This window comes from Pseudonocardia sp. (genome assembly GCF_050246655.1).
Lineage (GTDB): Bacteria > Actinomycetota > Actinomycetes > Mycobacteriales > Pseudonocardiaceae > Pseudonocardia.
Map to the genome: position 1 here is coordinate 1 of NZ_JBFWVQ010000127.1, position 15195 is coordinate 15195.

The 15195-nt window shown below is 75.0% G+C and carries 9 protein-coding genes and 2 pseudogenes; 6 read left to right on the forward strand and 5 right to left on the reverse strand.

All coding sequences use genetic code 11. From position 1 onward, the window contains the following. A pseudogene (locus AB7J25_RS26395) lies at window positions 1–646 on the reverse strand (transketolase); the annotation flags it as partial. A gap of 286 nt (window positions 647–932) precedes the next feature. Between AB7J25_RS26395 and AB7J25_RS26400 the strand changes: the two are divergent. The 4 genes from AB7J25_RS26400 to AB7J25_RS26415 all read left to right on the forward strand — a co-directional run bounded on the left by AB7J25_RS26400 (window position 933) and on the right by AB7J25_RS26415 (window position 7040). Beyond that, the gene (locus AB7J25_RS26400; protein ID WP_428513305.1) at window positions 933–1844 is read left to right on the forward strand and encodes a heme o synthase; all 912 of its coding nucleotides are present in this window, start codon (window positions 933–935) and stop codon (window positions 1842–1844) included. A gap of 104 nt (window positions 1845–1948) precedes the next feature. Then, entirely contained in the window at window positions 1949–4774 is a 2826-nt protein-coding gene (locus AB7J25_RS26405; protein ID WP_428513289.1) for a BTAD domain-containing putative transcriptional regulator, read from the forward strand. A 107-nt stretch (window positions 4775–4881) separates the two neighbouring features. Continuing rightward, window positions 4882–5382, forward strand: coding sequence for a DUF1269 domain-containing protein (locus tag AB7J25_RS26410; RefSeq protein WP_428513291.1), 501 nt, complete (start codon window positions 4882–4884; stop codon window positions 5380–5382). Window positions 5383–5405: 23 nt separating this feature from the next. Continuing rightward, window positions 5406–7040, forward strand: a complete 1635-nt coding sequence (locus AB7J25_RS26415) for an FAD-dependent monooxygenase (protein ID WP_428513293.1) — start codon at window positions 5406–5408, stop codon at window positions 7038–7040. A gap of 106 nt (window positions 7041–7146) precedes the next feature. On the opposite strand, the gene AB7J25_RS26420 is transcribed toward AB7J25_RS26415, so the two are convergent. Then, on the reverse strand, window positions 7147–8313 hold the full coding sequence (locus AB7J25_RS26420) for an MFS transporter (RefSeq protein WP_428513295.1): 1167 nt from the start codon (window positions 8311–8313) through the stop codon (window positions 7147–7149). A gap of 1102 nt (window positions 8314–9415) precedes the next feature. Continuing rightward, on the reverse strand, window positions 9416–11575 hold the full coding sequence (locus AB7J25_RS26425) for an elongation factor G-like protein EF-G2 (RefSeq protein WP_428513297.1): 2160 nt from the start codon (window positions 11573–11575) through the stop codon (window positions 9416–9418). 152 nt (window positions 11576–11727) lie between these two features. Between AB7J25_RS26425 and AB7J25_RS26430 the strand changes: the two genes are divergently transcribed. Beyond that, window positions 11728–13119, forward strand: coding sequence for an NAD-dependent malic enzyme (locus AB7J25_RS26430; RefSeq protein ID WP_428513299.1), 1392 nt, complete (start codon window positions 11728–11730; stop codon window positions 13117–13119). A 64-nt stretch (window positions 13120–13183) separates the two neighbouring features. Here the strand turns inward: AB7J25_RS26430 and AB7J25_RS26435 are convergent, their stop codons facing one another. After that, window positions 13184–13555 carry a glyoxalase superfamily protein gene (locus tag AB7J25_RS26435; RefSeq protein WP_428513301.1) on the reverse strand — a complete coding sequence of 124 codons (372 nt, stop codon included), beginning with the start codon at window positions 13553–13555 and terminating at the stop codon, window positions 13184–13186. 68 nt (window positions 13556–13623) lie between these two features. Here AB7J25_RS26435 and pdxT point away from each other — a divergent pair, with 68 nt between their 5' ends. Continuing rightward, window positions 13624–14235, forward strand: a complete 612-nt coding sequence (pdxT, locus tag AB7J25_RS26440; protein ID WP_428513303.1) for a pyridoxal 5'-phosphate synthase glutaminase subunit PdxT — start codon at window positions 13624–13626, stop codon at window positions 14233–14235. A 226-nt stretch (window positions 14236–14461) separates the two neighbouring features. Here the strand turns inward: pdxT and AB7J25_RS26445 are convergent. Then, window positions 14462–14998: pseudogene (locus AB7J25_RS26445) on the reverse strand (class I SAM-dependent methyltransferase); the annotation flags it as partial. Window positions 14999–15195 lie beyond the last annotated feature (197 nt).

Genomic DNA, 15195 nt, shown 5'->3' on the forward strand with positions numbered 1-15195 from the left:
CCTCGATGGAGATCCGGTTGTCGTCGTAGACGACGGTGAGGTTGCCCAGCTGCTGCGTGCCCGCGAGCGAGCTGGCCTCGCTGGTGACGCCCTCCTCGATGTCGCCGTCCGAGGCGATGACGAAGATCTCGTGGTCGAACGGGCTCTCCCCGGGAGCGGTGTCCGGGTCGAACAGCCCGCGCTCGCGGCGAGCGGCCATCGCCATGCCCACGGCGGAGGACAGGCCCTGGCCGAGCGGCCCGGTGGTGATCTCCACGCCGCGGGTGTGCCCGTGCTCGGGGTGGCCGGGAGTCTTCGAGCCCCACGTGCGCAGCGCCTCGAGGTCCTCGATCTCCAGGCCGTACCCGGAGAGGAACAGCTGCAGGTAGAGCGTGAGGCTGGAGTGCCCGGCGGACAGGACGAACCGGTCGCGGCCGATCCAGTCCGGGTCGGACGGGTCGTGGCGCATGACGCGCTGGAACAGCGTGTAGGCGAGCGGTGCGAGGCTCATCGCCGTGCCCGGGTGGCCGTTGCCGACCTTCTGCACGGCGTCCGCAGCGAGGACACGGATCGTGTCCACCGCGCGTCGGTCGAGGTCCGTCCAGTCCTCCGGCAGGGTGGCCCGGGTGAGGGCGGCGACGTCGGTGACGGGGTCGATCTCGGGCACGGCGGTGCTCCTGGTCGCTCGAGGCCTGTCTCGTGAAGCGGTGCCGAGCCGCGGGGGTGCGCGCTCCACACCGGGTGCGCGGGCCAGCGTAGTCATCTTCGGCGACACGGTGTGATCAGCGCAGCAGTGTTCACCGAGGAACTACCCGGGGCGGCCGGACGACATGCACACCGTTACCATCGACGCGCCGTAGAAAGTCGAGAAAGAGGGTTGCCTCGTGACGGTGTCCCAGTCGGGCCTTCGGGCCGGCGTGCTCCCCGTGGTGGGGGGCTCGCGCACCGCGCTGATGCGGGCCCGGGACACCGTCCGCGCCTACCTCGGGCTCACCAAGACGCGCATCATCGAGCAGTTGCTCGTCGTCACGGTCCCCGCGATGTTCCTCGCCGCACGCGGCGGGGCGGGTCCGGCGGGATGGGACATGGCGTGGCTGGTCGTCGCCACCCTCGTCGGGGGTGCTGCGGCCGCCGCGAGCGCGCACGCGCTGAACTGCGTCGTGGACGCCGACATCGACGCGGTGATGAAGCGCACCGCCCGCCGTCCGCTGGCCCGCGGCGAGGTCCCGCCGCGCAACGCCCTGGTGTTCGGTCTCGTGCTCGGGGTCGCGTCCGCGCTGTGGCTGGGGCTCACCACGAACTGGCTGGCCGCGGGGCTCGCGGTCGCCGCGATCGCGTTCTACGTCCTCGTCTACACGCTGGTGCTCAAGCGGCGCACCGCGCAGAACATCGTGTGGGGCGGCGCCGCGGGGTGCATGCCTGTCGTGATCGGCTGGGCGGCCGTCACCGGCACCGTGGAATGGCCGGCCCTGGTGATGTTCGGCGTCATCTTCTTCTGGACGCCGCCGCACTTCTGGGCGCTCGCCATGCGCTACAAGGCGGACTATGCAGCGGCGGGTGTGCCGATGCTGCCGGTCGTCGCCACCCCCGCGCAGGTGTCGCGCAGGATCGTCGCGTACTCGTGGGTGATGGCGGCCTGGACGCTGCTCCTGCTGCCGGTCACCTCGTGGATCTACGCGGTCGTGGCCGTCGTGGGCGGGCTGTACTTCGTCGCGAAGGCCCACCGCCTGCACGCCGGCGTGGTCGCGGGCCGCGAGGTCAACCCGATGTCGCTGTTCCACCTGTCCAACATGTACCTCTGCGTGCTGTTCGCGGCCATCGCGGTGGACGCCGCCGTCGGCCTGCCGGTGCTCCTGTCCCGCTGACCGCGGGCCCGGCCGTCGGCCCTTCCGGACGGCGCGCGACATGCGCCATAGTCGGCTGACGCCCGCGCCGCGACGAGTTGCCCACCCGGCGCAGAGGGGGGCCGATGACGGGGGACGTGCGCGCGGGACGGCCGCTGCGCCTGCGGGATCTGGGCCCGCTCGAGATCGAGCGGGCCGGGGTGTCGCAACCGGTGGGCGGTGCCCGGCTGGAGAACGCGCTGGCGTTGCTGCTGATCCACGCCGGCCACCCCGTCGGCGTCGATGCGCTCGGCGAAGCGATGTGGGGCGACGGCGGCGTCGCCCGCTCGGTGTCCACCCTGGACTCGCACATCTTCCGCCTGCGCCGCCTGCTGGAACCGCAGCGGGCACCCGGTGCGCCGGCCACGGTCCTGCTCCGCGAGCCTGGCGGCTACCGCCTGGCCGTCGGCACCGGCCAGGTCGACTCGACGCGGTTCGCGCAGCTCGCCACCACCGCGGCAGCCCTGCTCGCCGACGGCGACGCGCAGGGCGCGCTGCGCCATGCCGAGGAGGCCGCCGGTCTGTGGCGCGGCCGCCCGTACGGCGTCGCCGCGGACCAGCAGTGGGCCCGGGCCGCCGTCGCCCGGCTGGAGGAGATCCGCGGCCAGCTGCGGGAGACCCGCATCGGCGCGCTGCTCGGCACCGGGGCCGTCGACCGGGCCCTCGCCGAGCTGGAGGCCGCGATCGTCGAGGACCCCCTGCGGGAGCGGCTCTGGCTGCACCGCATGACCGCGTACCGCGACGGCGGCAGGCGGGCGGAGGCCCTGCAGGCCTACGTCGACGCCCGGACGGTCCTCGTCGACGAGCTGGGGGTCGAACCCGGGGCCGAGCTGCGGGCACTGCACGCCGAGCTGCTCCGCGACGCCGAGCCCGCCCCTGCCGACCCACCGTCGCGCACGCTGCCCACGGTCCGCAGCCGCCTCGTCGGCCGCGAACGGGAGGTCGCGGACGTGCTCGCCCTGCTCGGGCCCGGTCGGCTGGTCACGCTGGTCGGCGCGGCGGGATGCGGGAAGACGCGGCTGGCCGTCGAGGTCGCGCATCGTGCCGCGGGGGACCTCCCGGACGGGGTGTGGTTCGTCGACCTCACCGTGGTGTCCCCGGCCTCCCCGGCCTCCCCGCAGCGGGTCCTCGACACGGTGACCTCGACACTCGGGCTGCCGGTCACCGGCCCCGCCGACCCCACGGAGGCCCTGCTCCGGTACACCGCCTCCCGGCGGATGCTCGTCGTGCTCGACAACTGCGAGCACGTGCTCGACGGCGCCGCCGAGCTGGCCGACGCGCTGCTCGTCGAGGGCACGGCCCTCACCGTCCTCGCCACGAGCCGCGAACCCCTGGAGGTCGACGGGGAGGAGGTCGCGCCGCTTGCACCGCTACCGACCCCGGCCGCCGTCGAGCTGTTCCTCGACCGGCTGGATGCGCTCGCCCCCGGCGGCGTGCGCGACGGCGAGTCGCTCGCGACCGTGCGCGAGATCGCCACGGCCGTCGACGGCCTGCCGCTCGCGCTGGAGCTCGCCGCCGCGCGCGCCAGGGCCTACACGCTGCCCGAGATCGCGTCCCAGGTACGGGCCGACGCCAGCTCACTGAGCCGCGTCGGCCGCGAGCGTGGCGGCCACCACCGCCGCACGATCCGCGACGCCATCGACACCAGCTACCGCGATCTGCCCGCAGCGCTCGCCGAGCTGCACCGGGCCGCCGGTGCCGTGCCCGGGCCGTTCACGGCCGGACTCGCCGCCGGCCTGGTCGGTGCCGGCACTGCCGAGGTCCTCGACGGCCTGGCCGGGCTCGTCCACCGGTCCCTGCTGAGCCCGCTCGGTCCGGCGCGGCCGGGCGGTGTGTCGCGGTTCGCCCAGCTCGCGACGGTGCGCGGACACGCCGAGCACCTGGCCCGGCGCCGCGGCGAGGAGCCGGGTGCCCGCCGCGACGCGTGGGTGGAACGCCTGGTCCGCGGCCGGCCCGCGCTGGGCTCCCCGGCCGCGGCCTCGTGGTACCGGTCGCTCGACGACGACCTGGCCGCCCTGCGCGCGACCCTGCAGCACACCCTCGTCGACGTTCCGTCGGGTGTGGGGGTGGCCCTGGCCGCGCGCCTCGGCCTGTACTGGGGGTTCAGCGGCATGGGAGTCGAGGGTGCGCGCTGGCTGGAGACCGCGGCATCCGTGGGCGACGCCGCTGATGACGGGCCCGTCAGCCCGGTGGACCGGGCGATGGCCCATCTCGCCCTCGGCAGCGTGTCGCTGGTGCAGGGCCGTCTCGGGCAGGGACGCGCCCACGTCCGTGCCGGGATCGCCGTCGGGGAGAGCCTCACCGGTGACGGGGCCGTGGCGGTGTGCGAGCAGCTGGCCGTCGCTGTCGGTGCGCTCGCGCGGGTGGGCGACGGCGAGGTGCTGGCCGAGGTCGCCGCCGCCGCGCGCCGGATCGCCGCGGACGTGCCCGCGCTCGACGTCCTCGTCCGGCACACCGAGCTCGTGCACGCGGCGGGCACCGCTCCCCGCCCGGAGCTCGTCGCGCGGTTCGCCGCCCTCTACGACGACGCCCGCGTCCAGGACAACCACTACACGGCGTGGACGGCGGCGGCGGGCGCGGCCCGGCTGCTCGTCGAGGGTGGGCGGCCCGCGGAAGCGCTGCCGTGGTGCCGCGCCGCGCTGCGCGCCACCGTCGCGGCGGGCCTGCGGGACAACGCGTTCGTCCTGGAGGTCTACGGCGCGGCCCTCGGCCTGGCCGGCGAGCACGTCGCAGCACTGCGGGTGTTCGGCGCCGTCGAGGCGCAGCACCGCAGCAGCGGCGTGCCGTGGCCGCGCAACGAGGCCCAGGCGGGCCTGCTCGCCAGCATGACGACCCGGCTCGGCAAGGCTGCCGCCGACCGCGCCCGGGCCGAGGGGGCGCGCACCACCCTGGCGGACTTCGTCGGCGCCTGACCGGTCCGCTTCACCTCCGCGGCAGCGGGTTGGAGCCGGATTGAAGCCCGCCCCCGCACGGTGTGACCAGGCGGGCGGAGCCGTCGCCCGCGAGGACCGGAGTCCGGATGAACACCCTGAGCGTCTGGCGGTTCGACACCCCCGACGGTGCCGAGACCGCCCTGCGCGCCGTCGAACGGCTCCAGCACCGCCGGGTGGTCACCATCGACGACGCCTCCGTCGTCGCGTGGCCTGCTGGCGCGCGCCGCCCACGCACGTACCAGGCCGGAACCGCCGCCGGCACCGCGGCACTCTCCGGCGCGTTCTGGGGTCTGCTGTTCGGCCTGCTGTTCCTGCTCCCGCTGGCCGGGCCGGAGGCAGGCCCCGCGACGGCGCTCGCCTGCGTCGGGCTGCCCGACGAGGTGCTCCGGCGGATCCGCGACCGGGTCACGCCCGGCACGTCCGCGCTGTTCCTGCTCAGCCACGACGGGGTGCCCGACCGGGTCCGCGAGGTCCTCGAAGGCATGCACGCCGAGGTGCTGGTCAGCACCCTCGACCGCGACCAGGAGGCGGCGCTGCGGCGGGCCTTCGACATCGACACAGGCGTGGATGCCGGCGCCACCCCATGAGAACCCACACGGAGGAGACGGAGATGACGGAGACGCCGGTGACACCGGTGACACCGGTGACGAGCACCGAGGACGTCCTGGTCGCCGGGGCGGGGCCGGTCGGGCTCACCACGGCGTGCCAGCTGGCTCGCCTCGGTGTGCAGGTGCGGGTGGTGGATCCGCTGGAGCGGCCGACGACCGAGTCGCGGGCCGTGAGCATTCACGCGCGGAGCCTGGAGATGCTCGCCTCGCTGGGGGTACTGGACCGGCTGGAGGCGCGCGGCCGCCGGATCGCAGCGGTGGAGATGGTCGACGGGCGGACCGGGCGGACCCGGGCGCGGATGGACCTCGCCGATGCCCCGTCGCGGCATCCCTACGTGCTGGACATCGCGCAGCCCGACACGGAGGAGGTCCTGGCGCAGCGGGCGGCCGAGCTGGGGGTGGTCGTCGAGCGCGGCGTGCGAGTGTCGGCGCTGTCCCAGGACGCCGACGGGGTCACGGTCACCCTGGTCTCGGGTGACGGTGACCCCGTCGAACGCACGGAGCGGGTGGGTTGGGTCGTGGGGGCCGACGGCGGGCACAGCACCGTGCGCGACCTCGTCGACGCGCCGCTGCACGGCGGCTTCCACGGCCAGCACTTCGCCATGGCCGACGTGGACGTGGAGACCTCCTTCGCCCCGGATGCGATCCGGATGTTCACCCACCCCGACGGCATGGGGATGCTGTTCCCGCTGGAGGGAGCCCGGGCCCGGGTCATGTTCTTCGTCGAGCAGCCCGCCCCGGACGCTGGCGACCCCACCCTGGAGCAGATGCAGGCCCTCGCCGATGCCCGGATGGGCGGGCGGATCGCGCTGCGCAACCCGCGCTGGCTGACCTACTTCGAGATCCACCACGCCCAGGTCGCGCAGTACCGCCACGGTCGGGTGTTCCTGGCGGGGGATGCCGCGCACATCCACAGCCCGGCGGGTGCGCAGGGGATGAACACGGGCATGCAGGACGCGGCGAACCTCGCCTGGAAGCTCGCGCTGGTGGTGCGGTTCGGGGCGGACCCGGCCCTGTTGGACAGCTACCACGACGAGCGGCATCCGGTCGGCGCCGACGTGGTGCGTACGACCACGGCGATGACCGACGTCGGCACCGCCGACGGTCCCGAGGCCGCGCTCCGCGACATCGCCCTGTTCGTCATCGGCCACGTCCCGCGGATCGGGAGCGCTGCCGCGACCCGGATGGCCGAGCTGACCATCCGTTACCGCGGGAGCGCCCTGTCGGTACAGCACGGCGGCCACCACCACGGAGCGGCCCGGGCTGGGGACCACGCCCCGGACCCCGACGGCCTGCGCCGCCCGGACGGCACCCCGGTCGCGATCGAGGAGCTGCAGACCCGGCCGGGGTTCCTGCTGCTCGCCCGCAGCGACGACGCGGGCGCCGTCGAGGAGCTGCGCCGCACGCTCGGGGACCTCGGTGCGGTGGTGCGGGTCGTGGACGCGGGCGGCGGGCCGGAGGACAGCGTGGTCGATGCCGACGGCGCCGTCGCCCGCGACTACGGGCTCGGCTCCGGGGGCATCGCCCTGATCCGTCCCGACGGCTACCTCGGCCTCGTCGCGGAGCGGGCCGACGCCGGGGTCCTGCGCGACTACCTCGCCCGGACGCTGCGCATCACGCAGGCGTCGACGGTCTGACCGGTACCGCAGCGAGACCACCCCGAGGGCCGATCATGAAGGTGACCGTCCCGCTCAAGGGCTCCGCCGGCTCCGGCCGGCGGGTCCGGGTGGGGTCGTGGGTTGGTCACACCGCGACCAGCCGGCGCGCCGCCGGGGTCGCGAGCGCCGCGGCGAGCACGGCCGTCAGGACGGTGATCCCGACGAGCGGCGCCAGCAGCCCCGCCTCACCCCCGGCGAGGGTGAGCAGCAGCGGCACCCCGAACCCCAGGTAGGCGCACGCGTAGAAGGTGCCGGTGAGCGCGCCCCGCTCCGTCGGCGAGGCCAGCTGAGCGACGGTCGTCAGGCCGGCGGCCAGGCACAGCCCGTAACCCGTGCCGAGCAGGATCGACACCGGCACGAGCAGCGGCCAGATCCCGTTCGCCACCCCGACGAGGCTGAGCGCGAACCCGGCCGATCCGACGGCCATCCCCGTCGCCCCCGCCCGCGGGGCGCCGAGCCGTCGCTCCAGGGGCTGGGCCAGCACCCCGGTGAGCAGGGTGACACCCGCGACCACCCCCGTCACCGCAACCGCGATCCCCGGCATGGCGGGAACCAGCAGCAGCGGCAGCACGGTCACCGCCGTGGACGGGAACGTGAACACCGCGATCGCCACCGGCACCACGACCAGCAGGAACGGCCTGCGCGCCGCGGGCGGCACGCCCAGGTTCAGCAGCGGGCCACCGATCCGGCGCCGCCCGGGCGGCAGGGTCTCGGGCACCCGGGGCAGCAGCGCGAGACCGACCAGCATCAGCGCGACGTGCACGAGGTAGGCCAGCACCGTCGGCCAGGGCAGCCACTGCGCCATCAGCCCGGACAGCAGCGGGCCGCCCGCCCAGCCGCCGCCGAGCGCGGCCGTCGTCAGCCGGGCCGACCGGCCCGCGTCACCGACCAGCTCGCCCAGCCACGCCGTCCCGACGCTGAAGACGACGCCCGACACCGCACCCTGCAGGAACCGCCCGACGAACAGCAGCGGCAGCGACGTCGACGCGGCCAGGAAGAGCAGCGACGTCACCGCGGACAGCACGACGAACGGTGCGACGACGCGGCGGCGCCCGAGGCGGTCCGACGCGGGCCCTGCGAGGAGCAGCGCGGGCACGAGCCCCGCCGCGTAGACACCGAACACGGCCGTCAACTCGGTGGACGTGAGGCCGATCGTGTCGCGGTAGACCAGCAGCAGCGGGGTGGGCACGTTCGTCCCGAACGCCACCACGAACAGCACGGTCCACAGGTCCCGCGTCGTCGAGTCGTTCACCGGCGCACGTTACCCCGGGTCACGGTCTGGTCGGGGAGCTCGCCTGTCGGGATCACGTCGTCGGATCCGGGGGCGGATCCGGGTCGGATCCGGTCGGGCGGGTTCGGATGGGCGGTCCGGACGGGCGGGTTCGGTCGGGCGGGTTCGGAGGGTCGGATGGCGGCCTGGCAGCGGCTTGACCGCGGCTCGCAGGGTCTGGTCGGCCTCGCAGGGTTCGGGCACGCCTCGCAGACGCTGCGGCCCCTGCGAGGTGGGGCTGGCCTCTGCGAGGCGGTCGACCTCTGCGAGGTGGGGCTGGCCTCTGCGAGGGCCCGGCAGCTCTGGTTTCGGCCCGGGTGCCGGTCGCGCTCGCACCCCACTCCGAGGCGCTCGCACCCACCTCGGGGCGCTCGCGCACACCGTCGGCGATGTGTGCAAGCGCCCGCGGGCGTGTGCAGCCATCCGCACATATGTGCCACCAGCCACGCGCGGGACACCCGGGCGCGGACGGCTCGGGCCGGGGGTTCAGGCGGCTTCGCAGGGTTCGGGGCGGCTTCGCAGGGTTCGGGCACGCCTTGCAGGCGCTGCGGCCCCTGCGAGGCGTGGGCTGGGTCTGCGAGGCGTGGGCTGGGTCTGCGAGGCGTGGGCTGGGTCTGCGAGGCGTGGGCGGGGTCTGCGAGGCGTGGGCTGGGTCTGCGAGGTGCGTGCCGCTTCTGCGAGGGCCGGCGGCTCGGGTTCGGGTGCGGCCCGGGTCGCCGGTCGCGCTCGCACACACCTCGGGGCGCTCGCGCACACCGTCGGCGGTGTGTGCAAGCGCCCGCGGGTGTGTGCGGCCACCCGCACATGTGTGTCAGCGGCCGCGGGCGGCATCCAGGGACGGGCCGCGGCCGACCGGGCGGTGGGTCGGACGGGCGGTGCGGCCGACAGGCGGCAGGGCGGACGGGCGGTGCGGCCGACAGGCGGCAGGGCGGACGGGCGGTGCGGCCGACAGGCGGCAGGGCGGGCGGGCGGTGGGTCGGGCGGGCGGTGGGTCGGGCGGGCGGCGCTGGCTCGGGCAGCGGCGCGAAACCGCTCGACCCGCGGGCCACCGCACCGGAGGCGACGGTGACCCGCAGGCCGGCGGTCAGACGCCGATCGCCACGTCGTAGCGGGAGAACGCCCGCGCGAACGTGGCCGTCCCCGACGTCATCGCCCGCAGGTCCACGGCGTAGCGCAGGAGTTCGGTCTGCGGCACCTCCGCCCGCACGAGGGTGCGTCCCGGCCCGGCGACGTCCGTGCCGAGGACGCGCCCACGCCGTCCGGACAGGTCGCCCAGCACCGCGCCGAGGTGCTCGTCCGGGATGCGGACGGTCACCTCGTCGAGCGGTTCCAGCAGCACCGTGCCGCACGCCTGCGCCGCCTCGCGCACCGCGAGGGCGCCCGCCGTCTGGAACGCGGCGTCCGAGGAGTCCACGCTGTGCGCCTTGCCGTCGACGAGGATCGCCTTCACGTCGACGATCGGGCTGGACGCCGACGACGGGCCCTCGGTGACCCCGCGTTCGAGCTGGGCGCGCACGCCCTTCTCCACGCTCGGGATGAACTGCGTCGGCACCGACCCGCCGACGACCCGGGACTCGAACTCGAACCCGATGCCCTGCGGCAGCGGCTCGAACTCGACGTGGCACACCGCGTACTGGCCGTGCCCGCCGGACTGCTTGACGTGCCGCCCGGTGACGCGCGCCGGCTTGCGGAACGTCATCCGCATCGGCACCTTCACCGGCTCGGTCTCGACGTCGGCGCCGCCGGCGCGCAGCCGGCCCAGTACGACGTCGGCGTGCGCCTCACCCATGCACCAGAGCACCGTCTGGTGGGTCTCCTGGTTGCGCTCCAGGCGCAGCGTCGCGTCCGCGGCGACGATCTTCGCCAGCGTCTTGACCAGCGCGTCCTCGTCGGCGCGGGACTTCGCCAGCACCGCGATCGGCAGGAGCGGGTCCGGGAGGTTCCAGCAGTCGAGGAGCAGCGGGTGGTCGCTGGCCGAGACGGTGTCGCCGGTCTCGGCCGAGCCGACCTTCGTCAGCGCGCAGATGTCGCCGGCGACGCAGCCGTCGACCTCCCGCAGCGTGGCGCCCAGCGGGGAGTAGACGTGGGCGATGCGCTCGTCGGCGTCGTGGCCCTCGTCGGCCCAGCCGTCCCCGTTCGACGCCCCGTCGTGGTCCGCGGAACGGGGTTCCGGGAGGGCCGCGTGGTGCCCGCTCACGTGCACCGTCGACTCCGGGCGCAGCGTTCCGGAGAACACCCGCACGAGCGACACCCGGCCGACGTACGCGTCGGCGGACGTGCGCACGACCTCGGCGGCCAGCGGCCCGTCCGGGTCCGCGGTGAGCACGGGGTGCTCGCTGCCGTCGATGCCGCGCACGTGCGGAAGCGGGTGCTCCAGCGGCGAGGGGAACCCGCCGACGAGCACCTCCAGCAACGCCTCCAGGCCGGTCCCGCCCATCGCGCAGACGGGGATGACGGGGTGGAACGCGCCGCGGGCGACGGCGGTCTCGAGGTCCTCGACGAGCGTGGCGAACTCCAGCTCCTCGCCCTCGAGGTAGCGGTCCATGAGGGTCTCGTCCTCGGACTGCTCGATGATCCCCTCGATGAGCGTGCCCCTGGCGTCCTCCGCTCCCGCCGGGGCCTGCCCGTCCGGGGTCTGGGAGAGCAGGCCGTAGAGCGCCGTGATGCTGTCGGACCCGTCGCGGATCGGCAGGTACAGCGGTGCGACGCCGGAGCCGAACGCCTCCTGGATCGCGGCGATCGTGGCTTCCAGGTCGGCGCGCGGGTGGTCGCAGCGGGCGACGACGACGGCCCGCGGCATCCCGACGGCGGCGCACTCCTCCCACTGCGCGACGATCGCGGGATCGACGGTGCCCTCGCGGCCGGCGTCGGCCGGGACGACGAACAGCGCCGCGTCGGCGGCGCGCAGACCCGCGCGCAGCTCGCCGACGAAGTCGCCGTAACCGGGCGTGTCGATCAGGTTGACCTTGTGGTCCTCGTGCAGGAGCGGGGCCACGGACAGGGCGATGGAGCGTTGCTGGCGCACCGCCGCGGGATCGTGGTCGCCGACCGTGGTCCCCTCGGTGACGCTGCCCCGGCGCGGGATCGTCGACGTGTGCGCGAGCAGCGCCTCCACCAGGGTCGTCTTCCCCGCCCCCGACGGCCCGACGAGCACGACGTTGCGCACCCGGCTCGGGTCCGTGACGGCGAGCCCGGCGACCGACCGGCCCCCCGCGCGCTGCCCGGCATCTGCTCTGACCGCCATGACGACCACCTCCGCGACACTGCTGAGACGACGTACCGAAACGTGCGAGCCATGTGCGCGCCATCACACACCCCTGCGGCGCGGGCCACAACCCGTCGGCGCGTGGACGGCAGGTGTTCGCAGGTAGGTGGGGCCCGCGTAGATTGCGGGTCGTGCCCGTTCCCGGACCCGGTTACTCCCTCACCGCGCGGGTGGAGGCACCCGCCTCCGCGAGCATCGCAGGCGATCTGACGGTGGCCATCGGGCGCGCAGGCGGCGTCGTCACCGCGTTCGACGTCGTGGAGGCGCGCACCGCGACGATCGTCATCGACATCACCTGCAACGCCCTCGGCGAGGCGCACGCGCGGTCGATCACCGAGGCGCTCGAGGCCTTGCCGGAGGTGCACGTCCGGAAGGTCTCGGACCGCACGTTCCTGCTGCACCTCGGCGGCAAGCTGGCCGTCGAGTCGAAGGTGTCGCTGCGCACCCGCGACGACCTGTCGCGGGCCTACACCCCCGGCGTCGCGCGGGTGTGCCAGGCGATCGCGGCCAACCCCGCGGACGCCCGCCGGCTGACGATCAAGCGCAACACGGTCGCCGTCGTCTCCGACGGCTCGGCCGTGCTCGGCCTGGGCAACCTCGGCGCCGCCGCGGCGATGCCGGTGATGGAGGGCAAGGCGGCGCTGTTCAAGCGGTTCGCGGGCGTGGACGCGTGGCCGGTGTGCCTGGACACCCAGGACACCGAGGAGATCATCCGGACGGTCCAGATCCTCGCGCCCGCCTACGGCGGCATCAACCTCGAGGACATCGCAGCGCCCCGCTGCTTCGAGATCGAGCACCGGCTGCGCAAGCTGCTCGACATCCCGGTCTTCCACGACGACCAGCACGGCACCGCGGTCGTCGTGATCGCGGCGCTGCGCAACGCCCTGCGCGTCGTTGGCAAGAAGGCCGCGGACTGCCGCATCGTCGTCTGCGGGGTCGGCGCGGCCGGCTCGGCGATCATCCGGCTGCTGCAGTCCCAGAACCCCGGTGACGTCCTCGCCGTGGACATCGCGGGCATCGTCCATCCCGGCCGCGACGACCTCGACGACAACCTGGCCTGGATCGCCGCGCACACCAACCGCGACCGTGTCGTGGGCGGCCTCGCGGACGCCCTCGTCGGCGCGGACGTGTTCATCGGCGTGTCCGCGCCGGATCTCTTCGGCGCCGACGAGCTGCGCACCATGGCCCCCGGCGCCGTCGTGTTCGCCCTGGCCAACCCCGATCCCGAGGTCGACCCGGTGGTGGCCGCCCAGCACGCGGCCGTCGTCGCCACCGGTCGCTCGGACCACCCGAATCAGATCAACAACGTGCTCGCGTTCCCCGGGGTGTTCCGCGGCCTGCTCGACGCGCACGCCCGCGACATCACCGACGCCATGCTGCTCGCCGCCGCCTCGGCCGTCGCGGACGTCGTGCCGGAGCCGAACGCCTCGTTCATCGTGCCGAGCGTGTTCGACGCCGCCGTCGCACCCGCGGTGGCCGAGGCGGTACGGGGGGCCGCCGCGGCCGCTGCCGTCGGCCCCTGACCCGCGAGTTGCGCATCTCGCCGCCGCGAGTTGCGCATCTCGTCAGGCCGTGACGCGCCGTTCGTCAGGGTCGGGGCGGGAGCTGCTGCAGCGCCCAGGTGTTGCCGTCGGGATCGGCGAAGTAGACGAACCGGCCCCACGGCTGCGCGTCGACCTCGCTGACCTCCACCCCGCGGGAGAGCAGCTCGGCGCGGGCGGCGTCGGCGTCGTCGATCACCATCATCACGCCCTTCTGCGTGCCGGGGGCCATCTCGACGATCCCCTCCCCGAACACGATCGAGCACGCCGAACCGGGCGGGGTGAGCTGCACGAACCGCAGCTCGTCCGAGACGCGGTGGTCGTGGTCGGCGACGAAGCCGACCTGGTCGACGTAGAAGGCCTTCGCCCGGTCGACGTCGGTGACGGGCAGGGGGACGACCTCGAGCTTCATCTGCATGAGGATGACGCTACCGGGCATTGCGGCCACTTCCTGTCCGCTTCGGGCCCGACGACTACGCTGATCCCGTGGTTCCCGAGATCGGTGTCCTGGCCCTGCAGGGCGACGTCCGCGAGCACGTGGCCGCCCTCGCGGCATGCGGCGCGCGGGCCGTACCGGTGCGCCGCGCCACCGAGCTGGACGCCGTGGACGCGCTCGTCATCCCCGGCGGCGAGTCCACCACGATCAGCCGCCTGCTGGTGACGTTCGAGCTTCTGGAGCCGCTGCGGGCCCGGATCGCCGCCGGGATGCCGGCGTACGGCTCCTGTGCCGGGATGATCCTGCTCGCCGCCGAGGTCCTCGACGGGCGTCCGGACCAGCAGCAGCTCGGCGGGCTGGACGTGGTCGTGCGCCGCAACGCCTTCGGCCGCCAGGTGGACTCGTTCGAGGCGGACCTGCCGGTCGACGGTGTCGACGGCGGCCCCGTCCGCGCCGTGTTCATCCGCGCGCCCTGGGTGGAGAAGGCGGGCGCGGACGTCGAGGTGCTCGCCACCGTGCCGGACACCCCGGACGCGGGCCTCGCCGCCGGGCGGATCGTCGCCGTCCGGCAGGGCCGCGTGCTCGCCACGGCGTTCCACCCCGAGCTGACGGGGGACGGGCGCATCCACGCCGCGTTCGCCGACCTGGTCCGCCGGAGCTGATCCCGGCGGTGGCGCCGGCGCCGGCGTCAGGGGCGCGCCTCGACCACGAGGTGCATGTCGGTGCGTGCCACGACCCGCACCCGGGAGAAGCCCGCCTCCCGGAGGAGGGCGCCGAGTCGGCGCGGGCCGGCCTGGGCGCCGAGCACGTCGGCTCCGCCACCCTGGGACAGCGCCCCCGGGGCGCAGAACAGGGTGGACGCCGCGTAGTGCCCGTCGGCGGGTAGCCCGTCGCGCTGCCCACCACGAACCCGGCGCGCCCCGCGGCGGCCCCGCGCGCCCGCTCGACCGACGCCTCGTGGGCGTCGAGCCCGTACACGTCGGCCTGCGGGAACGCGTCGGCGATCATCAGCGTGGCACGGCCGTGTCCACAGCCCACGTCGAGGACCCGACCGGCCGCCGAGAGCCGCTCGACGACCCCGTCCAGCGCCGGCAGCCACTCCGCGACCAGCGACGCGGCGTAGAGGACGGCGAAGCCGTCGGCGCGCGAGCCGAACAGCCGCTCGTCCTGCGCGCTCCACGGGATGCCCGCGCCGGTGCGGAACACCTCGACCAGCCGGTCCGCGCCGGCCCAGGCCGCCGCCGCGACGGCGAACCCGGCGAGCCCGGTCCGCTCGGCGAGCTCCGCGCTCGTCACCGGCCCGGCCTCGGTGAGCGCGGCCCACAGGCCCAGCCGCCCGCCGACGGAGGCCAGCGCTGCGCCGAGTGTCACCGCCTGGTCGGCGCCGACCTTGCCGGCGAACTCCAGCATCGCGTTCTCGTCCATGTCCCGTCTCCTCTCGTGGCCGGACCTCCGGCCGTCCCGGAGGTTGCGGGGGCCTGCTGGCACGGCTCTAGCACGGCCCTGCCGCGGCGGCGTGACGGCGGCGCGAACCGGGTGACAGCGCGCCCGCGCAGCGTGCGGCGGTACCGGGCCGGATCCGCCGGCCGGACGACCAGGAGGAGTCACCGATGCACGCGATC